This window comes from Spirochaetales bacterium (assembly GCA_016930085.1).
Taxonomy (GTDB): Bacteria; Spirochaetota; Spirochaetia; order SZUA-6; family JAFGRV01; genus JAFGHO01.
Window position 1 is genome coordinate 54507 of record JAFGHO010000107.1, and the last position, 21418, is coordinate 75924.

Annotated in this window: 27 protein-coding genes; all 27 read left to right on the forward strand. The window is 46.4% G+C overall.

Features of this window, described 5'->3' with window-relative positions; genetic code table 11:
- The first annotated feature begins 15 nt into the window (after positions 1 to 15).
- The 27 genes from rpoB (at position 16) to secY (ending at position 21415) form a co-directional block, all read left to right on the forward strand.
- Positions 16 to 3519 carry a DNA-directed RNA polymerase subunit beta gene (rpoB, locus tag JW881_18405; protein ID MBN1699497.1) on the forward strand — a complete coding sequence of 1168 codons (3504 nt, stop codon included), beginning with the start codon at positions 16 to 18 and terminating at the stop codon, positions 3517 to 3519.
- 15 nt (positions 3520 to 3534) lie between these two features.
- Positions 3535 to 7758: a DNA-directed RNA polymerase subunit beta' gene (gene rpoC / locus JW881_18410; protein ID MBN1699498.1), complete on the forward strand. Its 4224-nt coding sequence runs from the start codon at positions 3535 to 3537 to the stop codon at positions 7756 to 7758.
- Positions 7759 to 8195: 437 nt separating this feature from the next.
- Positions 8196 to 8570, forward strand: a complete 375-nt coding sequence (locus JW881_18415; GenBank protein MBN1699499.1) for a 30S ribosomal protein S12 — start codon at positions 8196 to 8198, stop codon at positions 8568 to 8570.
- A 19-nt stretch (positions 8571 to 8589) separates the two neighbouring features.
- On the forward strand, positions 8590 to 9060 hold the full coding sequence (gene rpsG / locus JW881_18420) for a 30S ribosomal protein S7 (protein ID MBN1699500.1): 471 nt from the start codon (positions 8590 to 8592) through the stop codon (positions 9058 to 9060).
- 118 nt (positions 9061 to 9178) lie between these two features.
- Positions 9179 to 10369 carry an elongation factor Tu gene (tuf, locus tag JW881_18425; protein ID MBN1699501.1) on the forward strand — a complete coding sequence of 397 codons (1191 nt, stop codon included), beginning with the start codon at positions 9179 to 9181 and terminating at the stop codon, positions 10367 to 10369.
- Between the two features lie 344 nt (positions 10370 to 10713).
- On the forward strand, positions 10714 to 11022 hold the full coding sequence (gene rpsJ, locus JW881_18430; GenBank protein MBN1699502.1) for a 30S ribosomal protein S10: 309 nt from the start codon (positions 10714 to 10716) through the stop codon (positions 11020 to 11022).
- Between the two features lie 8 nt (positions 11023 to 11030).
- Positions 11031 to 11690: a 50S ribosomal protein L3 gene (gene rplC, locus JW881_18435; protein MBN1699503.1), complete on the forward strand. Its 660-nt coding sequence runs from the start codon at positions 11031 to 11033 to the stop codon at positions 11688 to 11690.
- Between the two features lie 16 nt (positions 11691 to 11706).
- Positions 11707 to 12558: a 50S ribosomal protein L4 gene (gene rplD / locus JW881_18440; GenBank protein ID MBN1699504.1), complete on the forward strand. Its 852-nt coding sequence runs from the start codon at positions 11707 to 11709 to the stop codon at positions 12556 to 12558.
- Positions 12558 to 12845 carry a 50S ribosomal protein L23 gene (rplW, locus tag JW881_18445; protein ID MBN1699505.1) on the forward strand — a complete coding sequence of 96 codons (288 nt, stop codon included), beginning with the start codon at positions 12558 to 12560 and terminating at the stop codon, positions 12843 to 12845. The genes rplD and rplW overlap by 1 nt, the downstream gene beginning before the upstream one ends.
- A gap of 29 nt (positions 12846 to 12874) precedes the next feature.
- A complete protein-coding gene (gene rplB, locus JW881_18450; GenBank protein ID MBN1699506.1) occupies positions 12875 to 13720 on the forward strand; it encodes a 50S ribosomal protein L2 in 846 nt (281 codons plus the stop codon).
- Between the two features lie 10 nt (positions 13721 to 13730).
- Positions 13731 to 14012, forward strand: coding sequence for a 30S ribosomal protein S19 (rpsS, locus tag JW881_18455; protein ID MBN1699507.1), 282 nt, complete (start codon positions 13731 to 13733; stop codon positions 14010 to 14012).
- Positions 14013 to 14021: 9 nt separating this feature from the next.
- Positions 14022 to 14387: a 50S ribosomal protein L22 gene (gene rplV / locus JW881_18460; protein MBN1699508.1), complete on the forward strand. Its 366-nt coding sequence runs from the start codon at positions 14022 to 14024 to the stop codon at positions 14385 to 14387.
- On the forward strand, positions 14387 to 15088 hold the full coding sequence (gene rpsC, locus JW881_18465) for a 30S ribosomal protein S3 (GenBank protein ID MBN1699509.1): 702 nt from the start codon (positions 14387 to 14389) through the stop codon (positions 15086 to 15088). Before rplV ends, rpsC begins: the two co-directional genes overlap by 1 nt.
- Positions 15089 to 15094: 6 nt before the next feature.
- Positions 15095 to 15514, forward strand: coding sequence for a 50S ribosomal protein L16 (rplP, locus tag JW881_18470; GenBank protein MBN1699510.1), 420 nt, complete (start codon positions 15095 to 15097; stop codon positions 15512 to 15514).
- Positions 15515 to 15516: 2 nt separating this feature from the next.
- A complete protein-coding gene (locus JW881_18475) occupies positions 15517 to 15765 on the forward strand; it encodes a 50S ribosomal protein L29 (GenBank protein MBN1699511.1) in 249 nt (82 codons plus the stop codon).
- The gene (gene rpsQ / locus JW881_18480) at positions 15743 to 16003 is read left to right on the forward strand and encodes a 30S ribosomal protein S17 (GenBank protein MBN1699512.1); all 261 of its coding nucleotides are present in this window, start codon (positions 15743 to 15745) and stop codon (positions 16001 to 16003) included. Before JW881_18475 ends, rpsQ begins: the two co-directional genes overlap by 23 nt.
- 21 nt (positions 16004 to 16024) lie before the next feature.
- On the forward strand, positions 16025 to 16393 hold the full coding sequence (rplN, locus tag JW881_18485) for a 50S ribosomal protein L14 (protein MBN1699513.1): 369 nt from the start codon (positions 16025 to 16027) through the stop codon (positions 16391 to 16393).
- Positions 16394 to 16415: 22 nt separating this feature from the next.
- The gene (locus JW881_18490) at positions 16416 to 16739 is read left to right on the forward strand and encodes a 50S ribosomal protein L24 (GenBank protein MBN1699514.1); all 324 of its coding nucleotides are present in this window, start codon (positions 16416 to 16418) and stop codon (positions 16737 to 16739) included.
- Positions 16739 to 17293: a 50S ribosomal protein L5 gene (gene rplE, locus JW881_18495; GenBank protein ID MBN1699515.1), complete on the forward strand. Its 555-nt coding sequence runs from the start codon at positions 16739 to 16741 to the stop codon at positions 17291 to 17293. The genes JW881_18490 and rplE overlap by 1 nt, the downstream gene beginning before the upstream one ends.
- Before the next feature lie 18 nt (positions 17294 to 17311).
- On the forward strand, positions 17312 to 17497 hold the full coding sequence (locus JW881_18500) for a type Z 30S ribosomal protein S14 (GenBank protein MBN1699516.1): 186 nt from the start codon (positions 17312 to 17314) through the stop codon (positions 17495 to 17497).
- Between the two features lie 12 nt (positions 17498 to 17509).
- Positions 17510 to 17908 (forward strand): 30S ribosomal protein S8, encoded by a 399-nt coding sequence (gene rpsH / locus JW881_18505; GenBank protein MBN1699517.1) that lies wholly within the window; start codon positions 17510 to 17512, stop codon positions 17906 to 17908.
- Between the two features lie 21 nt (positions 17909 to 17929).
- Positions 17930 to 18472 carry a 50S ribosomal protein L6 gene (gene rplF, locus JW881_18510; protein ID MBN1699518.1) on the forward strand — a complete coding sequence of 181 codons (543 nt, stop codon included), beginning with the start codon at positions 17930 to 17932 and terminating at the stop codon, positions 18470 to 18472.
- 9 nt (positions 18473 to 18481) lie between these two features.
- On the forward strand, positions 18482 to 18841 hold the full coding sequence (locus JW881_18515; GenBank protein MBN1699519.1) for a 50S ribosomal protein L18: 360 nt from the start codon (positions 18482 to 18484) through the stop codon (positions 18839 to 18841).
- Positions 18842 to 18849: 8 nt separating this feature from the next.
- Positions 18850 to 19347: a 30S ribosomal protein S5 gene (gene rpsE / locus JW881_18520; GenBank protein ID MBN1699520.1), complete on the forward strand. Its 498-nt coding sequence runs from the start codon at positions 18850 to 18852 to the stop codon at positions 19345 to 19347.
- A 61-nt stretch (positions 19348 to 19408) separates the two neighbouring features.
- Complete coding sequence (gene rpmD / locus JW881_18525) at positions 19409 to 19585, forward strand: 50S ribosomal protein L30 (GenBank protein ID MBN1699521.1); 177 nt, start codon at positions 19409 to 19411, stop codon at positions 19583 to 19585.
- Positions 19585 to 20103 carry a 50S ribosomal protein L15 gene (gene rplO, locus JW881_18530; GenBank protein MBN1699522.1) on the forward strand — a complete coding sequence of 173 codons (519 nt, stop codon included), beginning with the start codon at positions 19585 to 19587 and terminating at the stop codon, positions 20101 to 20103. The genes rpmD and rplO overlap by 1 nt, the downstream gene beginning before the upstream one ends.
- Positions 20093 to 21415, forward strand: a complete 1323-nt coding sequence (secY, locus tag JW881_18535) for a preprotein translocase subunit SecY (protein ID MBN1699523.1) — start codon at positions 20093 to 20095, stop codon at positions 21413 to 21415. Before rplO ends, secY begins: the two co-directional genes overlap by 11 nt.
- The last annotated feature ends 3 nt before the right edge of the window (positions 21416 to 21418 follow it).

The window sequence follows — 21418 nt, forward strand, 5'->3', positions numbered from 1 at the left end:
GGAGGGGAGACGATAATGAGCTCTAAAAAGCCTCAAATAATTAAACGAAAATACCTCGGAAAAGAATATAAGGATGTGATGGCTGTTCCCCACCTCATCGATATTCAACTTTCATCATTCGAACGCTTTATTCAACGGAATAGGTTGTTGGGCGGTGAAACGCCGCTTCGCCAGGGACTGGAAAGTGTTTTTCAGGACACCTTTCCCATCGAAAGTCCGAACGGAGAACTGGTTCTGGAATATTGCGGCTATTCATTGAATGAGGAAGGGGTCAAATATTCCGAACATGACTGTAAGGAAAAAGGCCTTACTTTTTCCATTCCTGTAAAGGCGAAGATAAATCTCCTTTTTCTCCAGACCGGAGAGATACGGCAAAAGGAAATTTATATGGGAGATATCCCCCTCATGACGGATCGGGGGACCTTTATTATCAATGGTGCGGAAAGGGTCGTCGTCAGCCAGATCCATCGTTCACCGGGTGTCATTTTTTCCCATGACAAGGGGATCTTTTCGTCGCGGATCATTCCGTATAAAGGTTCGTGGCTCGAGTTTGAGATAGATCAGAAAAGGGAACTTGTTTATACGAAAATAGACAGGAAAAAGAAAATCCTTATCACCATGTTTCTGAGGGCGCTTGGGTTTGATACCAGGGAAAAAATAATCGAGCTTTTCTATAAAATCAAGACGATAAAGCTTTCGGAATCGCGTGATGAGAAAGAAAAACTCGTCGGTAAGGTCTTTGCCAAGGAAGTATTTCTCGAGCATGAAAACGAGAAAAAAAAGCTTTATCGAGCGGGCGATAAAATACATCCTCACGATGTCGAAGAGTTGCTGCATCAGGGCATCAAGAAAATCGATATTATCGATTTCGAACATCCGGAATCCCTCCATTCAATGATCATTCTCAATTGCTTCGAACGTGAAGAGATGAAGGTGATGAAGGACGATCCCTCAAAGGACGAACCGACGAAAGAAGACGCGATATCTCACGTGTATTCGCATATCATGCCCGGCGAACCGATCACAATCGAAAGCGCCGAAAAAGATCTCCAATCGATGTTCTTTTCACCGAGACGATATGATCTCGGCAAGGTCGGCCGTTATAAACTCAATAAAAAATTCGACTACAAGGATATGGGTGATTCCCATACACTGCGAAAAGAAGACATCATCAATACAGTCAATTACCTTATTCAGGTATATATCGGTGAAGCGAATGTCGACGATATCGATCATCTGGGAAACAGGCGCGTTCGTTCGGTCGGGGAATTGCTTTCGAATCAACTCAAGACGGCCTTTGCCCGCATGGAACGAATCGCGAAGGAACGGATGAGTCTCAAGGAAATAGAGACGATCAAACCACAGGATCTTATTTCGATTAAACCGATTGTGACCAGCATCAAGGAGTTTTTCGGCTCGAGTCAGCTTTCGCAGTTTATGGACCAGGTCAATCCGCTCTCGGAATTGACGCACAAGCGGCGGTTGAACGCACTCGGGCCTGGCGGCCTCTCCAGAGACAGGGCGGGGTTTGAGGTAAGAGATGTTCATTATACCCATTACGGGCGCATGTGTCCGATCGAGACGCCTGAAGGACCGAATATCGGACTTATCGTTTCACTGGCCAATTATACCCGTGTCAATGAATACGGGTTCCTCGAAAGTCCTTACCGGAAAGTGGTCAACGGAAAGGCGACCACAAAGATCGAATACCTTTCCGCAATGGATGAAGAGCGGTATTTTATCGCGCAGGCGAACGCGCCGATAGCAAAAGACGGGACATTTTTGGAGAGTATGGTACCGGTCCGAAAGGGAGGTGATTATACGACGAGAACGCCCGCTGAAATCGATTATATGGACGTGTCGCCAAAGCAGGTCGTTTCCGTTTCGGCGTCGCTGATCCCGTTTCTCGAGCATGACGACGCGAACAGGGCGCTCATGGGTTCGAATATGCAGCGCCAGGCCGTTCCTCTTCTCCAGCCCGAACCCCCGCGGGTCGGAACGGGCATGGAAGGAAAGACGGCATATGATTCCGGGGTCTGTGTGATCGCAAAACGATCGGGGGTGATCACCTATGTCACATCGAAAGAAATTCAGATAAAGCCGGATAATGCGGCAAACAACAAGGATATCGACATTTACCGGCTTTTCAAGTTCAAGCGGACCAATCAGGACACCTGTTTCAATCAAAAACCGATTGTCAGAAAGGATATTCATGTGGAGGCGGGGGATGTCATCGCGGACGGTCCTGCGACGTCCAATGGCGAACTCGCGCTTGGAAGAAATGTCCTTGTCGCCTTTATGCCGTGGAACGGATACAATTATGAAGACGCTATACTGATTTCGGAAAATGTCGTCAAGGACGATATCTTTACCTCCATCCATATAAAGGAATTTTCCGTCGAAGTCCGGGAAACGAAACTCGGCCCTGAAAAGATTACAAGGGATATTCCAAACACGAGTGAACGCTCATTCGACCAGCTTGACGAGGAGGGAATAATCAGGGTCGGAGCGAAGGTCACCTCCGGGTTCATTCTGGTCGGCAAGGTGACTCCGAAAAGCGAGACGGATTCGACGCCGGAGTTCAAGCTTCTCAACTCCATTTTCGGTGAAAAAGCCAAAGAGGTGCGGGACACCTCCCTGAAAGTTCCCCATGGCGTTGAAGGAACCGTCATCGAAGTCCAGCGATTGAGACGGACGGAAGGCGATGATCTTGATCCCGGCGTGATCGAAGTAGTCAAGGTCCTTATCGCGACAAAGAGAAAACTTCAGGAAGGCGACAAGATGGCGGGACGGCACGGGAACAAGGGCGTCATCGCCAGGGTGCTTCCAGAAGAAGACATGCCGTTTATGGAGGACGGAACACCGGTCGATCTCGTGCTCAATCCGCTCGGTGTCCCGTCGAGAATGAATCTCGGACAGATACTCGAAACCGAACTCGGCTGGGCGGCTATGAAACTCGATGAATGGTATGCGACGCCGGTATTCCAGTCAGCGACCAACGAGATGATCGAGAAAAAACTGGAAGAATCACAGCTTCCTAAAAACTCGAAAATCAAGCTTTTTGACGGTCGAACCGGGATACCTTTCGAGAATCCGGTTAATGTCGGATATCTCTATATGCTGAAACTTCACCACCTTGTTGACGACAAGATTCATGCGCGTTCGACGGGCCCCTATTCGCTGGTAACACAGCAGCCGCTGGGAGGCAAAGCGCAATTCGGCGGTCAGCGGCTTGGAGAAATGGAGGTGTGGGCCCTTGAAGCCTACGGTGCCGCGAACACCCTTCAGGAACTTCTTACCATTAAGTCGGATGATATGACGGGGCGTGCCAGGATTTACGAGAGTATTGTCAAGGGAGAGGTTTCCTCTCCGGCCGGCATCCCGGAAAGCTTTAATGTCCTCATCCAGGAATTACGAGGACTCGCGCTGGATATCAAGATTTTCGATTCAAGGGGCAAACAGATTCCTCTCACGGAACGGGACGAGGAATTGATCAATCAGCAGGGCAGTCACTTTTAGGAGGAAAACAAAAGAATGAAAGAAATTCAGGATTTTGATACGATTATGTTAAAACTCGCCTCGCCGGAGCAGATTCGTGCCTGGTCGTACGGTGAGGTGAAAAAACCTGAAACTATCAACTACCGGACACTCAGACCCGAACGTGACGGTCTTTTCTGTGAGAAAATATTCGGCACGACGAAGGAATGGGAATGTTACTGCGGGAAGTTCAAATCCATACGGTACAAGGGTGTCATCTGCGACCGTTGCGGTGTCGAGGTGACCCATTTCAAGGTAAGGCGGGAACGAATGGGACATATCGAACTCGCATCACCGGTCTCACACATCTGGTATTACCGCTCCGTCCCCTCCCGTATGGGACTTCTGTTGGACCTTTCTCTCGCCTCATTGCGTTCGATTCTCTATTACGAGAAATATATCGTCATCGATCCGGGCGACACCGATCTGAAAAAGATGGATGTCCTGACTGAAGAAGATTACCATGAAGCGAAAGAACGGTACGGTATGGCGTTTATGGCGGGAATCGGCGCCGGCGCGATCAAAATCCTCCTTGAATCGCTGGATCTGGACGGGTTGTCCCAAGAGCTTCGCAAGGTAATGGTCGAGAAGGGACTCAAAGTCGACAAACGGCTTCTGAAAAGAATCAGTATCGTCGAGAATTTCAGGGATTCAGGCAACAGACCTGAATGGATGATTCTCGACGTCATCCCCGTTATTCCGCCGGAACTGCGGCCGATGGTACAGCTGGACGGGGGCAGGTTTGCAACGTCGGATTTAAACGATCTCTACAGACGGGTCATCAACAGGAACAACCGACTCAAGCGTCTACAGGCCCTCAACGCCCCTGATATCATAATAAGGAACGAGAAGAGGATGCTTCAGGAGGCGGTTGACGCCCTCTTCGATAATTCGAAAAAGCGTCGCGTTGTCAAAGGGGCCTCGAACAGGCCGCTTAAATCCCTCTCGGATATGCTCCGCGGAAAGCAGGGAAGATTCAGACAGAACCTTCTGGGCAAGCGCGTTGACTATTCGGGAAGGAGTGTTATCGTCGTCGGTCCGGAATTGAAACTGCATCAGTGCGGACTTCCGACAAAGATGGCCCTCGAACTCTATAAACCCTTTATCATGAAAAAACTCGTGGAAAAGGATGTTGTCTATAATATCAAGAAGGCAAAGACCTATGTCGAGCAGGAAACAGCGGAAGTTTATGCGGTACTCGACGAAGTGGTACGGGAACATCCTGTGCTGCTCAACAGGGCGCCGACACTCCACCGGCTGGGTATTCAGGCCTTCGAGCCCGTATTGATCGAAGGGAAGGCGATCAAGTTGCACCCGCTGGTCTGTCATGCATTTAATGCCGATTTTGACGGCGACCAGATGGCCGTTCACGTGCCGCTGACGCAGGCCGCGAGGATGGAGTGCTGGACGCTGATTCTTTCTTCCAGAAACCTGCTGGACCCCGCGAACGGCAATCCAATTACCGTGCCGACGCAGGATATGGTTCTTGGTATTAATTATCTGACGAAAATAAGGAATGGCGCGCAGGGTGAGGGACGGTATTATTCTTCGATCGAAGAAGTCCTCATGGCTGTCGATTCGAGGGATGTCGATTACCAGGCGCTCGTCAAGGTGCAGATAAAAGGAACATATATGGAGACGACACCGGGAAGGATTATTCTGAACGAGGAACTTCCGGAACAGGTCGGTTATATCAATGAAGAGATGAGCGAAAAACAACTTCACACACTCATTTCCGATTGTTATAAACGGTTCGGCTCATATATTACGGTCCAGATGCTCGATGTTATCAAGGAGATGGGGTTCACCTACGCGACAAAGTTCGGGGCGACGATCGGGATGGAAGACATTGTGGTTCCGGAAGCAAAAAAAGAGTTGCTGGCAAAGGCGAATGCCCAGGTGGAAGAGATCCAGCGGCAGTATCTCCAGGGGCATATAACAAATGAAGAACGGTACAACAGGGTCGTCGAGGTGTGGAGTACGACAAACGAGCTTGTCACCAACGAAATGATGGAGAAACTCAAGACGGACAAGGGCGGGTTCAATCCGGTGTATATGATGGCGCATTCGGGCGCGAGGGGGAGCAGAACGCAGATTCGCCAGCTCGCGGGTATGCGCGGTCTTATGGCGAAACCTTCAGGCGACATCATCGAGCTGCCGATCCGTTCGAACTTCAAGGAAGGGCTTTCGGTCATCGAGTTTTTCATCTCGACGAACGGCGCGCGAAAAGGTCTTGCCGATACGGCGCTTAAAACGGCCGATGCCGGATACCTGACGAGAAGACTCGTGGATATCGCACAGGATGTGGTCGTCAATGAATTCGACTGCGGGACAATTAATGGTATAGAACGCGCGGCGATCAAGGACGGTGAGGAAATCGTCGAACAGCTGCGTGACAGAATAGCGGGACGGTTCACACTCGAACGGGTAAAACATCCCATCACGGGTGAAATACTGGTCGATGTCAACCAGGAGATTACCGATGAACTTGCAGAGAAGATCGATGAGGCGGGTATCGAATCGGTGCGGATCAGAACCGGACTCACCTGCGAGGCAAAGCACGGCGTGTGCGTCAAGTGTTACGGGAGAAATCTGGCAACCAATAAAACGGTCGATATCGGTGAGGCGGTCGGTATTATCGCAGCCCAATCGATCGGACAGCCCGGTACACAGTTGACCATGAGGACTTTTCATATCGGTGGCGCCGCAACTAAAATTACCGAAGAAAACCGAGTGTATTTACGGTATCCGGTATATGTCAAACAGATAGACGGAAACAGGGTAAAACTCGAAAACGGGAATATGCTTTTCACCCGGAAAGGCCAGATTATCATCAACCGTATTTTTCAGAATATCGATTTGAAACCGAAAGACAAACTCCTTGTCGAAAACGATCAAAAAGTCATCAGGGATCAGCCGATCATCGAACGGAAAAACAAAAAGATACTTTCTTCCGATATTGCCTATGTGATCGTGAAGGGGAATCAGCTTCTTCTGATCGCACAGGATCATAAAATCGATATAAGAAACGGATCCGCGCTCGTGGTGAAAGAGGGAGATATTGTCGCACCGGAAGAGGCGCTGGCCTTTTTCGATCCGTTCAGCGAACCGATTATTTCCGAGGTCGACGGGCGCGTCAAATTCGAGGATATCATCCTGGGCACGACGCTGAAAGAGGAGATCAATGAGGAGACGGGAAAGACGGACAAAAAGGTCATGGAGTTTACGCTTGAGACCCTCCAGCCGAGGATTGTCGTCTATGACAAGTCCGGTGTCGAGGTCGCGACATATTTTCTTCCGGGCGGGGCATATCTGAATATCGAAGACGGCGATACCATAAAAGCGGGAACAATTCTGGCAAAACTGCTCAAGGAAAGCGTGAAAACACGCGATATTACCGGCGGTCTTCCGCGTGTCGGAGAGCTTTTTGAATCGAGAAGACCAAAGAATCCGGCAGTTCTGGCACGGATCAGCGGAACTGTCCATTTTAAGGGAATCGTCAAGGGTAAACGCAACGTTGTCGTCATCGATCCTTTTGAAAAGGAATACAAACACCTTATACCGATGGGAAAACATCTTCTGGTACGTGACGGTGATAAAGTGAAAGCGGGTGAACCGCTTTGTGAGGGAAATATCGATCCGCATGATATCCTTAATATACTCGGGGAAAACGCCCTTCAGAGTTATCTCGTCAATGAAATCCAGGAAGTCTACCGGCTTCAGGGTGTCAATATCAACGATAAACATATCGGTATCATAATAAGGCAGATGATGAGAAAAGTGGAGATCATCCATGTCGGGGACACGAACTTCATCTATGGACAGCAGGTTGATAAGCACATGTTTCATGAGGAGAACCGAAAGGTCATCAGGGAGGGCGGCCAGCCGGCAATTGCAAGGCCGATGATTCTTGGTATTACAAGGGCATCCCTTAACATCGACAGCTTTATTTCCGCGGCCTCGTTCCAGGAAACGACGAGGGTACTTACCAATGCGGCAATAGAGGGTTCTATCGATCATCTTCGCGGCTTGAAGGAAAACGTCATTATCGGCCACCAGATACCGGCCGGAACGGGAATGAAAATTTACAAGAATGTCAAGCTTTTCGATGAAAACATGGAAGACATCGACATCTCCGTAAATAAAATTCTTGAAGAAAAGAGCAAGGAAAAAGAATTGGGCGCGCTTTCGGAAGAAAGTACCGGATTGACGATATTATAGACCGGCCCGATTTCCTGAGGCAATCCATACACTTGTGAAAGCGTGCGGCGGATGGATCTGAAGATGTAGAGCCGGTTAACGGCGGAGAAAAGGAATCCTTCCCGTTTGAAGACATATAAAATAATCGGAGGTTACCGGTTGTTTTGCGCAGAAAATACCTGAAGGTTTGCGAAATTTAAGGCAAAAAAGGCGATTCCTGTAAAAAAAAAATAATTACCCCCTTGCCATAATATTATAAATATGTTACTTTAAGCCAATGTGATGGAGTCCAGAGGAACTGGATGATGGAAGAGAGCTTCCGTTATTAAAGGGTAGGAGAAAAAGCAAGCTATTGGCAGAAAAAAGGCAATTCTTTTCATTTTTTTGGAGGGAAAGGATTGACTTTTTTTTATGTAATTGCTAATATCATCTGCTCAAAATAGTTTGAAGGGAGAGGTATGCCAACAATAAATCAGCTTGTAAGATTGGGACGAAAAAGGGTCGGTAAAAAGACAAAGTCGCCCGCATTGATGTCCTGTCCGCAGAAACGAGGCGTATGTACAAGGGTGATGACAGTAACGCCCAAAAAACCGAACTCTGCCCTTAGAAAAGTCGCGAGAGTAAGACTCACGCATGGCATCGAAGTGACGGCATATATTCCGGGAATCGGCCATAACCTTCAGGAACACTCGGTTGTCATGATTCGAGGGGGAAGGGTTAAGGACCTGCCGGGTGTGCGGTATCATATTATCAGGGGTACCAAGGATACACTCGGTGTCGACGATCGCAAGAAAGCGCGGTCGAAATACGGAACAAAAAAGCCGAAGGCTTAAGGAGTGTAAGGAGAAAAGAATGCCGAGAAGAAGGATACCGCCGAAAAGACCGATCGCATCAGATCCCAAGTACGGAAGCGATATGATCGCCAAATTCGTCAATCGTATGATACTGAAGGGAAAAAAATCGGTCGGCTATCATATTCTCTATGATGCGCTTGAAGAGATTAGCAGCAAAGTGAATAAAAATCCGCTTGAAATTTTTACACAGGCATTGAATAATGTAAAACCGCTTATCGAGGTGAAATCACGGCGTGTCGGCGGCTCGACATATCAGGTTCCTGTCGAAATTAAAGAGGATAGACAGAATGCCCTTGCAATGAGATGGATTATTTCATATTCACGGCAGCGGCACGGTAAATCGATGAGTGAAAAATTACGTGATGAAATACTTGATGCTTTTAATAATACCGGTTCTTCAGTAAAGAAAAAAGAAGATACACATAAAATGGCGGAAGCGAACAAGGCGTTTGCTCATTACCGCTGGTAAAAGAAAGCTCAAGAAGGACCAGGGGTTCCCTGGCAGGTAAAAAAGGAAATAATAACGGTTTCCATCATGAAAGAGATGCCATAAAAGCCGTTATTTTATTTAAATTAAGGAGGATAAAATGGCAAAAGCTAAATTCGAACGGAAGAAACCCCATATAAACGTAGGGACAATCGGGCATGTCGATCATGGGAAAACGACGCTGACTGCGGCAATTACCATGTATTGTTCCGGAAAGTATGGCGATAAATTGATGAAGTTTGAAGATATAGATAATGCGCCCGAAGAGAAGGCACGGGGTATTACGATAAATACACGTCATGTCGAGTATCAGACGGAACAAAGACATTACGCCCATGTCGATTGTCCGGGACACGCAGACTATATCAAAAATATGATCACCGGTGCCGCCCAGATGGACGGTGCGATTCTCGTCGTTTCGGCACCCGATTCCGTCATGCCGCAGACGCGTGAACATGTTCTTTTGGCACGGCAGGTCGGTGTTCCGGCGATTATTGTCTTTTTGAATAAAATCGATATGGTTGACGATCCGGAACTCATCGATCTTGTTGAAGAAGAAATCAAGGATGTTCTCAATGAATACAAGTTTCCAGCGGATGAAATACCGATTATCAGGGGCTCGGCGGTCGAGGCAATGAACAATCCGGACGATCCTGAAAAAATGAAGTGCATTGAAGCATTACTCAATGCGATGGATTCATATTTTCCGCTTCCGGAACGCGCAATCGACAAGGATTTTCTCATGCAGATAGAGGATGTTTTTTCGATTTCCGGCCGCGGTACCGTTGTCACCGGAAGAATCGAGCGCGGTAAAGTCAAAGTCGGTGAAGAAGTCGAAATCGTCGGTATCAAGGATACAAGAAAAACGGTTGTGACCGGTGTCGAAATGTTCAACAAGATCCTCGATGAAGGCCAGGCCGGAGATAATGTCGGCTGTCTGCTTCGAGGTATTGAAAAGGACGAAGTACAGCGTGGACAGGTTATTGCAAAACCGGGGTCGATCACACCGCATAAAAAGATAAAGACTCAGGTGTACGTTCTGACAAAAGAAGAAGGCGGAAGGCATTCGCCGTTTTTTACCGGATACCGGCCGCAGTTTTATTTCAGAACAACGGACGTAACGGGGACGGTTTCGCTTCCTGAAGGAAAGCAAATGGTAATGCCCGGCGATAATGTCGAACTCAATGTCGAACTGATCTGTACAATCGCAATCGAAAAAGGACTTCGTTTCGCTATCCGCGAGGGTGGAAGAACGGTTGCGGCAGGAGCGGTAACGGAAATTATCGAATAAGGGGATTGATGTTTCGCCGGATTGGAGAACAGATAGCTTTTTTCCGTTCATTCAACCGGGCTGTAAAGTCGGGACGATGGTGCAGGATTGAGATAAAAAAGTCAAAAACATGCATAAGTTGAGGTCCTTATGCTGTACTTGGATGATCGGTGGTCCGGTCGCTGTGTGTCAACAAGGAACCAAACCGTGTTTGTCGGTAAACAACAGCGGATCGTAATCTTCATTCCGGTAGGATGGAGATCACGAGGTGAGATAAATGTATTATTGATTATGCATGATGAATTATATTAAGTATCATCCCGGGGGATGGCATATCTCTTTCGGGATCGATATCAGGAGGAATGATGATAAAAGAAAGGATACGCGTACGCTTGAGAGGTTTCGATGTTGAACTGATAGACCAGAGTTCCAAAGCGATCGTTGATACAGTACTGAAAGCCGGATCAAAAGTATCCGGTCCAATTCCTTTACCGACTCGAATCAATAAGTTTACTGTACTCAGATCCCCTCACGTGAACAAGAAGTCGCGTGAACAGTTCGAGATGCGGACACATAAACGCTTGATCGATATCATCGAACCTACTTCTGCGGTTATGGATGCACTTATGAAGCTCGAGCTTCCTGCAGGTGTAGATGTTGAAATTAAAATGTGAGGAAAAAAATGGTAGGGCTAATCGGAAAGAAAATCGGCATGACTCAGGTATTCGACGAAAGCGGAAACATTATTCCGGTTACCGTCGTCGCCGTACCGCAGAATGTCGTTATCGGTGAGAGGAATACCGAAAAAAACGGATATGATGCAGTGATACTCGGTGCATTCGAACAAAAAGAATCGAGGGTGATTAAGCCGGTGAAGGGGCAGTTCAAAGACGGCCTTACTCCTCAAAAGGTGATGATCGAAATTCGTGATTTTGAGAAAGAGTATGAAATCGGTAAGGCGCTGACCGTTGATGTTTTTCAGGGTATTGATTTTATCGATGTCCGGGGCGTAACAAAAGGTAAAGGATACCAGGGTGTCATGAAGCGGCATGGATTCAGCGGCGGAAGAAAAACGCATGGATCGAAATTTCACCGGGCACAGGGTTCAACGGGAAGTTCCAGTTTTCCCTCCAGAGTATTCAAGGGGTTGAAAATGGCGGGAAGAATGGGCGGTGCTGCAATGAAGGTTCAGAATCTTCGCCTGGTGAAAATCGACACTGAAAAGAACACGCTTTTGATAAAAGGTGCGATTCCGGGCCCTAAAAATGCGACGGTCGTCATTCTCAAAGCGAAAAAGAAGGGTCATATAACTGTCAAAAAAAGCAGTGAAGAAAATAATTGATGATAAGGATAGTTGAATGAAAGCACAGGTTTTTGCCGTTGACGGCAGCCAATCAAAAAAGATCGAACTTTCAGATGATATATTTAACGGTAAAGTAAGTATGGGTTCAATCTATTATGCGATCAGAAACGAGCTGGCCAACAAGAGACTCGGGACCGCCCATACGAAAACGAGAAGTGAAGTTCAGGGCGCGCACAAGAAAATGTACAGGCAGAAAGGCACGGGCCGGGCGCGTGCGGGTACGCGTCGATCTCCGCTTAGGGTCGGCGGCGGTATTGTGTTCGGCCCCCGGAAGCGAAGTTACAAGTATCATATACCAAAGAAGATAAAGCAGCTGGCAATGAGATCGATATTGAGTATGAAAAACGCCGAGAACAAATTGAGGATTATCGAGGATTTCGGAATCGAAAGCGGAAAGACTAAGGATCTGGTTCAATTATTAAGGAAGCATATCACCGAAATGAGAACGGTTTTTGTTCTGAAAGACGATGATATGATGATAAAAAGAGCCGGTTCCAATATACCGTGGCTCAGGATGCTGACCTTTAACAGGTTGAATGCCCATGATCTGTTTTACTGTAAAAATCTGATTTTTCATGAAACGGCAATACGGTCGCTCAATGATATGTACGGCAGAACTGTTACGGAAAAGAAGACTGAAAAAAAGGTTGGGGAAAAAACCGTTGGAAAGGCTACTGAAAAGGTAGAAAAAAAGGCTGAAACAACGGTAGAGAAGAAGACCGTTGAAAAGGTGACGGAAAAGACCGAAAAGAAGGCGGAAAAAACGACTCGGAAAAAGGTTGTCGAAAAGGTTGAGAAAGCGGAAAAGAAGGCAGATAAAAAGACTGATAAAGGAGTGCAGGAATAATGGAATATACGGAAGATATCATTCTGGAACCTGTCGTTACTGAAAAATCGAATGTCCGGCGGGAACAACACAAATATACCTTCAAGGTCGATGCACGGGCGAATAAAAAACAGGTGGTAAAGGCGATCGGAGAGCTTTTTAACGTGAAACCGGTGAAATGCAATATCATAAATATAAAAGGCAAACCCAAAAGGGTAAGATATAAAAGAGGATATACATCTGCATGGAAAAAAGCGATTATCACCCTGCACGAGGGAGAGAAAATCGACATATTCGAAGGTGTATAACCGATCGAGAGTAAGGAGCAAGGGATACAATGGGGATCAAGAAATATAAACCTCATACGGCCGGGATGAGATATAAGACAGGATTGACGTTCGAAGAGGTGACGACGACGCGGCCTGAAAAAAACCTCTCGAAAGGAATGGCGTTCAACGCCGGACGGGATACGAACGGCCGGATAAGCGTTCGGCGAAAAGGCGGCCGTCACAAGAGAAAATATCGGTATATCGATTTTAAACGGGATAAATATTCGGCAGATGAGGCGATGAAATCGATTCCCGGAAAGATCGTGTCAATAGAATATGATCCAAACAGAAGCGCGAATATCGCCCTGGTTCATTACGTCGATGGTGACAAACGGTATATCCTTGCACCAAAAGGTTTGAAAGTCGGTATGGTAATTCAAAGCGGAAATGACGCCCCATTGGAAATAGGGAACGCACTTCCGCTCGAAAAAATCCCGCTCGGGATGAACGTCCATAATATTGAATTACAATACGGAAAGGGCGGACAGCTTTCACGGTCCGCCGGAACAAGTGCGACGATCGCCGCAAAAGAAGGGGATTACGTGACGATCAAGTTGCCGTCGGGCGAAATGAGAATGGTTTTCAGGAAATGCTTTGCGACAATCGGAGAGGTCGGAAACGAAGATCATATGAACGTTTCGCTGGGTAAAGCGGGGAGAAGCAGATGGATGGGGAAGCGGCCGAAGGTGAGAGGTGTCGCCATGAATCCGATTGATCATCCGCATGGCGGTGGAGAAGGGAAATCGTCCGGTGGACGGCATCCGGTGACTCCCTGGGGTGTCCCGACAAAAGGATACAAGACCAGGAAGAAGCGGAAGAATTCCACCAGGTTTATAGTCAAACGAAGAAAGTAGGAGAAAGATTGTGTCAAGATCGATAAAAAAGGGACCGTTTATCGAAAAAAGTCTCTACAGGAAAGTCCTTGATATCAGGAAATCGGGAGACAAGAAAATGATAAAAACATTTTCACGGTGTTCAACGGTCATACCCGAGATGGTGGGGCTTACTATCAGCGTTTATAACGGGAAGACCTGGGTGCCTGTGTATGTGACGGAAAATCTCGTCGGACATAAGCTGGGAGAGTTTTCTCCCACGAGGATTTTTCGAGGGCACGCCGGTTCGGATAAAAAGGCAAAGAAGAAGTAGGGGTTCTGAATGGAGACAAAAAAGGGTTACAAAGCACATTTGAGGTTTATACGGATTTCTCCCTCAAAGGTAAGAAGGATAGCGAACAACATCAGAAAAAAGCCTTATACAGAGGTGTTATCGATACTCGAAAATCTGCCTCACAAGGGCGCGAAATTCCTGAGAAAGGCGATTATGTCCGCCGTCGCGAATGCATTATATCACAATGATAAACTCGATGAAGATACAATTTATATAAAGGAATTACAGGTGAATGACGGTCCGCGTATGAAACGTATCTGGGTGCGCGGACGAGGACGGGCCGACCGGTTGATAAAACGATTGTGTCATATTTCCGTCGTTATCGATGAAATAGGGGAGGTTAAAGGGAAATAGTGGGACAAAAAGTACATCCTTTCAGTATGAGACTGGGTATTATAAGAACCTGGAAATCAAAATGGTATGTGGATCCGAAAGAATATGCGGATACGTTGCATGAGGATCTGACAATACGAAAGATAATCATGGACTTTCCTGAAACAAAAACAGCCGATGTGGCCGACGTCGAGATCGTGCGACATCCGCAGAAAGTGACCATCATTATTCACACCGCCCGTCCCGGGGTTATTATCGGGGTAAAAGGTGCGAACATCGATAAACTCGGAAATGAAATCAAAAAGGTGGTAACGAAGAAAATCCAGATCAAAATCAAGGAGATCAAACGTCCGGAACTCAATGCACAGCTGGTGGCGATGAATGTCGCCAAACAACTCAAGGCGAGGGCATCCTTTAGGAAGGCGATGAAAATGGCGGTGGCCAACGCGATGAAAACCGGTATTCAGGGCATAAAAATAAAGATATCAGGGCGTCTCGGCGGTGCGGAAATGGCGAGAAGCAGTGAATATAAAGAGGGAAGGATTCCCCTTCATACATTCAGGGCGGATATTGATTACGGATTCGCGGAAGCAATCACCACCTTTGGTACCATCGGTGTGAAGGTCTGGATATGCAACGGTGAATTATACGGAAGAGAGAAAAAGGAAGACGCGGGAATATTGTTGAAAAAGACGAAATCACAAGCGGAAGCTAAGGAGTAAGAAAGCATGCTCAGTCCAAAGAGAACGAAATACAGAAAACAGCAGCGCGGCAGAATGAAAGGGAAAGCGACGAGGGGAAACAGTATTGCGTTCGGCGATTTTGCACTTGTCGCACTCGAAAGAAAATGGATTACCAATCGTCAGATTGAAGCGGCACGTATCGCGATTACCCGTCATATAAAGCGCGGCGGAAAAGTGTGGATTCGAATTTTCCCGGATGTTCCATATACAAAGAAACCGGCGGAAACGAGAATGGGAAAAGGCAAAGGGAATCCTGAATACTGGGTGGCAGTGGTCAAACAGGGAACGGTCATGTTCGAAGTCAGCGGTGTCGCGATGGAATTGGCGCAGGCGGCAATGAAACTCGCAAGCAGCAAGTTGCCGATAAAAACCAAAATAATGACGAGAAGGGATTACGTGCAATAATTATGAAAGAATCATATAACGATCTGACATTTAACGAACTCCTGACAAAACGTGAGGAGCTGAAAAAGAAATACAGAGATATACGCTTCAATATGGTGATTGGACATGTGGATAATCCTCTTCAGAAGAGGGTATTACGAAGAAGATTGGCCAGGCTGAACACATTGATAAACGAGTATCAATGCGGTATCAGAAAAGCGAACGTTGCCGGAGAAAGAGGACAGAAGGATGAACAAAGACAAAGCGAATAAAAAGATTTTCACCGGACGGGTAGTCAGTAATAAAATGAATAAGACGATTGTCGTTGCAATTGAAAGGAAAAAGCTTCATCGACTTTATAAAAAGTATGTCACGAGAACGAAGAAGATAAAGGCGCATGACGAGAAAAACGAATGCAATATCGATGATATTGTTCGGGTGATCGAATCAAGGCCTTTGAGTAAGGAAAAATCCTGGCGGTTATTAGAGATCGTTGAAAAGGCAAAATAGAGCGGAAGGCAGGAAGCAGATATGATCCAAACGATGAGCTATTTAAATGTTGCGGATAACAGTGGCGCAAAGCGTGTAGCATGTATAAAGGTACTCGGGGGAACCAGAAGAAAAGTGGCGGACGTCGGTGATATAATCGTGGTCGCCGTAAAAGACGCCTTACCGAATGCGCCGATAAAAAAGGGATCAATTGAAAAGGCAGTGGTCGTGAGAACAAACAAGGAACACAGAAGACCAGATGGAACGTATATTCGCTTCGACGATAATGCATGCGTCATTATCGATGCGAATAAAAATCCGAAGGGAAAGAGAATTTTCGGTCCGGTTGCGCGGGAACTCAGGGACAAGAATTATATGAAAATCGTTTCGCTTGCACCGGAAGTATTATAGAGGGTGATGAGGTAATAAAGGCATGAACGGTGATAAAGGAAAACTCAGGATTAGGAAGAACGATCAGGTGACGATTGTCTCGGGAAAAAGCATCGGGAATTCGGGAAGGGTATTGAAGGTCGATCGGAAAAAAGAAACCGTGATCGTCGAAGGACAGAATATGGTCAAAAAGGCGATGAGACAACGAAAGCAGAATCAGAAAGGCGGTATTGTCGAGATTGAAGCCCCTGTTCATATATCGAATGTGATGATCAATTGCAAGAAATGCGGAAAGACTAAAATCGGCGTTAAAATGGTTGACGATAAAAAGGTGCGGGTATGCAGAAAATGCGGGGAGGAATTGTAATGTCGAAGAAGAATCTGCCAACAGTAAAAAAATATTACGAAGAGACGGTGAAAAAGGAACTCGTCAAAGAGTTCGAGTATAAAACAATCATGCAGGTACCGAAGCTGCAAAAAATTGTCGTGAGCATGGGAATGGGAGACGCCATTCAAAACAAAAAACTTCTCGACTCGGCGGTCGATGAGGTGTCGCAGATTACGGGCCAGCGGGCCGTGAAAACAAAGGCGAGAAAATCAATTGCCGGATTCAAGGTAAGGGCTGGCATGGAAATCGGTGTCATGGTAACCCTTCGCGGAGATATCATGTATGAGTTTTTCGACAGACTGATTAATGTCGCTATTCCGAGAATAAAGGATTTCAGGGGAACTAATCCGAACTCGTTCGACGGACACGGTAATTATTCGATTGGTATCACGGAACAGATTATTTTCCCGGAAATCGATTATGATAAAATCGAACGGATCAATGGTTTGAATATTTCCATCGTTACATCGGCCAAATCCGACAGGGAAGCTAAAAGTCTTCTTGAAAAACTTGGAATGCCGTTCCGAAAGTAATGAAATGAGAGGATGAACATGGCGAGAAAAGCAATGATTTTAAAATCGCAAAAAAAACCCAAGTTCAAAACGAGAAAGGTGAACAGGTGTCGCCTGTGCGGAAGGGTTCGGGGATATATGAGAAAATTTCAGATGTGTCGCATCTGTTTCAGAAAACTTGCCAGCGAAGGATTAATTCCTGGTGTGACGAAATCTAGTTGGTAAGGGGAGAAAACTATGAGTCTTTCAGATCCGGTAGCAGATATGCTAACGAAAATAAGAAACGCAAATGGAGCGAAATTCGAGAAAGTCGATATCGCGACATCACGGATGAAACTCGAAATCACAAAAATACTGAAAAACGAAGGATATATAAAAACCTTCAAAAAGATAAATCAAAGCGGTAAAAACTATATCAGGATATTTCTAAAATATACGGATAAAAACAAGCCCGTGATCAATGATTTGCAGCGGTTATCGAAACCGGGAAGGCGTGTGTTTGTCGGGTATAAAAAAATGCCGCGTATATTTAACGGCTATGGAACGGTCATCATAAGCACATCTGAAGGTGTGATAACAGGTAAAAAAGCCGCGGAAAAAAAAGTCGGCGGCGAGCTTATCTGCAGCGTCTGGTAGGAAGGAGTTTGAGAGGAAACAATGTCAAGAATAGGAAGACTTCCTGTCGAGGTAAAACAGGATAATATAAAGGTGACAATCGAAAACAATACGATCACGCTGGAAAGTTCCGGAGGAAAACTCAGCCAGCGGTATGAAGAAGAAGTAGAAATTACCTATGAAAAACCGTATATCTATATTTCAAGGAAGAATGAAACAAAACGTGCGAAATCAATGCACGGTTTGTACAGAAATCTCATTAGAAATATGATGATCGGCGTCACTGAAGGATTTACACGAGTCCTGCAAATTATTGGTGTGGGATATAAGGCTGAGTTGAAAGGAAATATACTGGTGTTGAATCTCGGTTACGCGAATCCGATCGAATACACGATTCCCGACGGGATAACGTGCCGGGTTGAAGCAAACACCAAATTGGTATTACAGGGGATCGACAAGCAGAAGCTTGGAAAAGCGTGCGCGGAAATCAGGGCTTTCAGGCCGCCTGAACCGTATAAGGGGAAAGGTATCAGATATGAAAACGAATATGTCCGCAAGAAGGTCGGAAAAACAGGAGTCAAGTAGGGTAGTATCATGAAACATGTGAAAGAAAAGATCAGACGTCGGGTCAGACGTAAAATAGGGATACGAAAAAAGATAAAGGGGACCGAACAGTGTCCGAGATTGAGTATCTATAAAAGCAACAAGAACGTCTATTTGCAGGTGATCGACGATATAGCGGGAAATACGCTTGTATCTGCATCGACGTTGGAAAAGGATTTGCGGAAGATAAAGACAACGGTCAAGGAAGCCGGAAAACTTGGAGAAGTGATCGGACAGCGGATGAAAGATAAGAAAATTTCCCGGATCGTATTCGACAGAAACGGGTATAAATATCATGGTGTTGTCAAGGCAATCGCCGATGCAGCAAGAAAAACCGGGATACAGTTTTAGGAGGAAACGTGGTAGAAGAAAGGGTTGAAAAAGAGTTTATTGAGAAACTGGTAAAACTCAATCGCGTCGCGAAAGTCGTGAAAGGCGGACGGCGGTTTTCCTTTTCCGCACTCGTTGTTGTCGGTGATCAAAACGGCCATGTCGGTTATGGATTCGGGAAGGCGAATGATGTCTCTGAAGCGATAAAAAAGAGTCTCGAGAAAGCAAAGAATAGTATTATTTCGATAAACAGGCAGAAATCGACTATTCCGCACAAGGTCATCGGGAAGTTCAAGAGTGCGACTGTTTTATTGAAACCTGCTGCGCCCGGAACCGGAATCATAGCGGGAGGTGCGGTAAGGGCGATCATGGACGCTGCCGGTATCAAGGATATTCTCGCGAAATCGCTCGGTTCAGAGAATGCCATCAATATACTCAAGGCTGTTTTTAATGGTCTCGAATCACTCAAAGACGCGAAAGAAATAGCGGCGATGAGGGGAAAGACTATAAAGGAAATGTGGGGTTAGTGTCATGGCAGTAAAAAAGGGGTCGAAAGCCGGAAAAACATCACAAAGCAAAAAAGGGAAGATGGTACAAATCCGGCTAAAGAAAAGCATCATCGGAAACAAGCCGCAGCAACGAAAAACAGCGCTGGCTTTAGGACTCGGCAGAATAAACAAAGTGGTGCGGAAAGAAGCGACGCCGCAAATAATGGGAATGGTAAAGGTTATAGCTCATCTTGTTGAGGTCGAGGAGTTGTCGTAATGGAGAAGATTGTATTGAGAGCGCCGAAGGGCGCAACGAAAAAAAAGAAAATAATCGGACGAGGCACAGGAAGCGGTCACGGTTCGACGGCCGGGAGGGGTTCCAAGGGACAGAGGTCCCGTGCCGGCGGCGGCGTACGTCCAGGTTTCGAAGGCGGGCAAATGCCGCTGTTCAGAAGAATCGCGCGAAGGGGTTTTTCAAACGACAGATTTAAAAAAACCTATATCGTCATAAAATGCGGCTATCTGGAAGTCTTCGATGATGGGGCCACCGTCACCACGGAAACCTTGATACAGAAAAATATCATATCCAAAAAACAAATGCCGGTAAAACTTCTTGCGGGAGGAACGCTGACCAAAAAGCTCAGCGTCGACCTCGATAAGATAACGAAAGGCGCACGTGAACAGGTTGTCGGTGCCGGGGGTACGATTATCGAAAAAAAGGCGACGCCCGTTAAAGATCCGGCGCTGAAAAAACATAAAAAACCAAAGAAAAAGGTAGAAGAGAATGGCGAGTAATCCAATTATCGATATTTTCAGAATAAAAGATCTTCGCAACAGGATACTTTTCACGATATTTGTGCTTGTCATATTCAGGCTGGGAGCTTTTATCCCCATTCCGGGAATCGACAGGACGGCGGTATTGAATTATTTCGAGGCGGGGGCCGGCGGCTTCGGGGAAATTTTTAATTTCCTTGATTTTTTTGTCGGCGGGGCCTTCAAAAATGTTTCTATTTTCATGCTCGGCGTCATGCCGTATATTACCACATCGATTATCATGAATCTGCTGACGATCATTTTTCCGAAACTGAAGAAGATATCGGAAGAAGAGGGGGGCAAAAAGAAAATACAACGGTATACGCGTTATATAACGATACCTGTCTGTATGATACAGTCGTTTACCGCGACGCGGCTCGCGGTCGAAATCAAGGCCTTGACGATCGATCCGCTCTTTTTTACTTTTGTGGCAATGCTCACCGTCACCACCGGTACCGTTTTTCTCGTCTGGCTTGGCGAACAGATTACGCAGCGGGGGATCGGGAACGGGGTTTCGATTCTTATCTTTGCGGGAATCGTCGCTCGAATGCCGGAGGCGGTGATCACGATGTTTCAGGCGGTCAGGGATCCGAGTTCCGATTTCAATCCCGTTTTTCTCATCATCGTTCTGGCGGTGTTCACCGTGGTTGTCGCGCTTGTCATCTACGAACAGCAGGGACAGAGGAAAATACCGGTGTATTATGCGAAACGGGTCATCGGAAGAAAAATATACGGTTCACAGAACACCTATCTCCCGTTCAAAATCAATCCCTCAGGGGTTATCCCCGTTATTTTCGCGAGTGCGCTTTTGACATTTCCGATCCAGCTTATCCAGGGTCTCGGCAAGAATATTACTTTTTTACAGAACATCGTACGAGCGCTCGCATGGGACAAACTGCCCTATAATCTACTGTACGGACTCCTTATCGTATTTTTTGCATATTTCTATACGCAGGTAACACTGAATCCCTTTGAGATTTCAAAAAATATCAGGGAAAACGGGGGATCGATACCTGGAATCCGGTCTGAAAAAATGGAAGAGTACCTGACGAGAATATTGAACAGGATTATTTTACCCGGTTCACTTTTTCTCGCATTTATAGCGATCATCCCGACAATCGTCTCGATTTTCTTCAAAGTGCCCAGATCGGCGGCCATGTTGATGGGCGGGACGTCGCTTTTGATTATGGTCGGTGTCGATCTCGATACCATGTCGCAGATTGAAGGACATCTTCGTATGCATCATCACGAAGGGCTTGTTAAAAAAGGAAAATTGCGATCGAGAAATCTATAGTGA

Bases quoted from the DNA above. Each gene is read 5' to 3' on its own strand.
- rpoB (MBN1699497.1), top strand. From the start codon at position 16: ATGAGCTCTAAAAAGCCTCAAATAATTAAACGAAAATACCTCGGAAAA.
- rpoC (MBN1699498.1), top strand. From the start codon at position 3,535: ATGAAAGAAATTCAGGATTTTGATACGATTATGTTAAAACTCGCCTCG.
- JW881_18415 (MBN1699499.1), top strand. From the start codon at position 8,196: ATGCCAACAATAAATCAGCTTGTAAGATTGGGACGAAAAAGGGTCGGT.
- rpsG (MBN1699500.1), top strand. From the start codon at position 8,590: ATGCCGAGAAGAAGGATACCGCCGAAAAGACCGATCGCATCAGATCCC.
- tuf (MBN1699501.1), top strand. From the start codon at position 9,179: ATGGCAAAAGCTAAATTCGAACGGAAGAAACCCCATATAAACGTAGGG.
- rpsJ (MBN1699502.1), top strand. From the start codon at position 10,714: ATGATAAAAGAAAGGATACGCGTACGCTTGAGAGGTTTCGATGTTGAA.
- rplC (MBN1699503.1), top strand. From the start codon at position 11,031: ATGGTAGGGCTAATCGGAAAGAAAATCGGCATGACTCAGGTATTCGAC.
- rplD (MBN1699504.1), top strand. From the start codon at position 11,707: ATGAAAGCACAGGTTTTTGCCGTTGACGGCAGCCAATCAAAAAAGATC.
- rplW (MBN1699505.1), top strand. From the start codon at position 12,558: ATGGAATATACGGAAGATATCATTCTGGAACCTGTCGTTACTGAAAAA.
- rplB (MBN1699506.1), top strand. From the start codon at position 12,875: ATGGGGATCAAGAAATATAAACCTCATACGGCCGGGATGAGATATAAG.
- rplV (MBN1699508.1), top strand. From the start codon at position 14,022: ATGGAGACAAAAAAGGGTTACAAAGCACATTTGAGGTTTATACGGATT.
- rplP (MBN1699510.1), top strand. From the start codon at position 15,095: ATGCTCAGTCCAAAGAGAACGAAATACAGAAAACAGCAGCGCGGCAGA.
- JW881_18475 (MBN1699511.1), top strand. From the start codon at position 15,517: ATGAAAGAATCATATAACGATCTGACATTTAACGAACTCCTGACAAAA.
- rpsQ (MBN1699512.1), top strand. From the start codon at position 15,743: ATGAACAAAGACAAAGCGAATAAAAAGATTTTCACCGGACGGGTAGTC.
- rplN (MBN1699513.1), top strand. From the start codon at position 16,025: ATGATCCAAACGATGAGCTATTTAAATGTTGCGGATAACAGTGGCGCA.
- JW881_18490 (MBN1699514.1), top strand. From the start codon at position 16,416: ATGAACGGTGATAAAGGAAAACTCAGGATTAGGAAGAACGATCAGGTG.
- rplE (MBN1699515.1), top strand. From the start codon at position 16,739: ATGTCGAAGAAGAATCTGCCAACAGTAAAAAAATATTACGAAGAGACG.
- JW881_18500 (MBN1699516.1), top strand. From the start codon at position 17,312: ATGGCGAGAAAAGCAATGATTTTAAAATCGCAAAAAAAACCCAAGTTC.
- rpsH (MBN1699517.1), top strand. From the start codon at position 17,510: ATGAGTCTTTCAGATCCGGTAGCAGATATGCTAACGAAAATAAGAAAC.
- rplF (MBN1699518.1), top strand. From the start codon at position 17,930: ATGTCAAGAATAGGAAGACTTCCTGTCGAGGTAAAACAGGATAATATA.
- JW881_18515 (MBN1699519.1), top strand. From the start codon at position 18,482: ATGAAACATGTGAAAGAAAAGATCAGACGTCGGGTCAGACGTAAAATA.
- rpmD (MBN1699521.1), top strand. From the start codon at position 19,409: ATGGTACAAATCCGGCTAAAGAAAAGCATCATCGGAAACAAGCCGCAG.
- rplO (MBN1699522.1), top strand. From the start codon at position 19,585: ATGGAGAAGATTGTATTGAGAGCGCCGAAGGGCGCAACGAAAAAAAAG.
- secY (MBN1699523.1), top strand. From the start codon at position 20,093: ATGGCGAGTAATCCAATTATCGATATTTTCAGAATAAAAGATCTTCGC.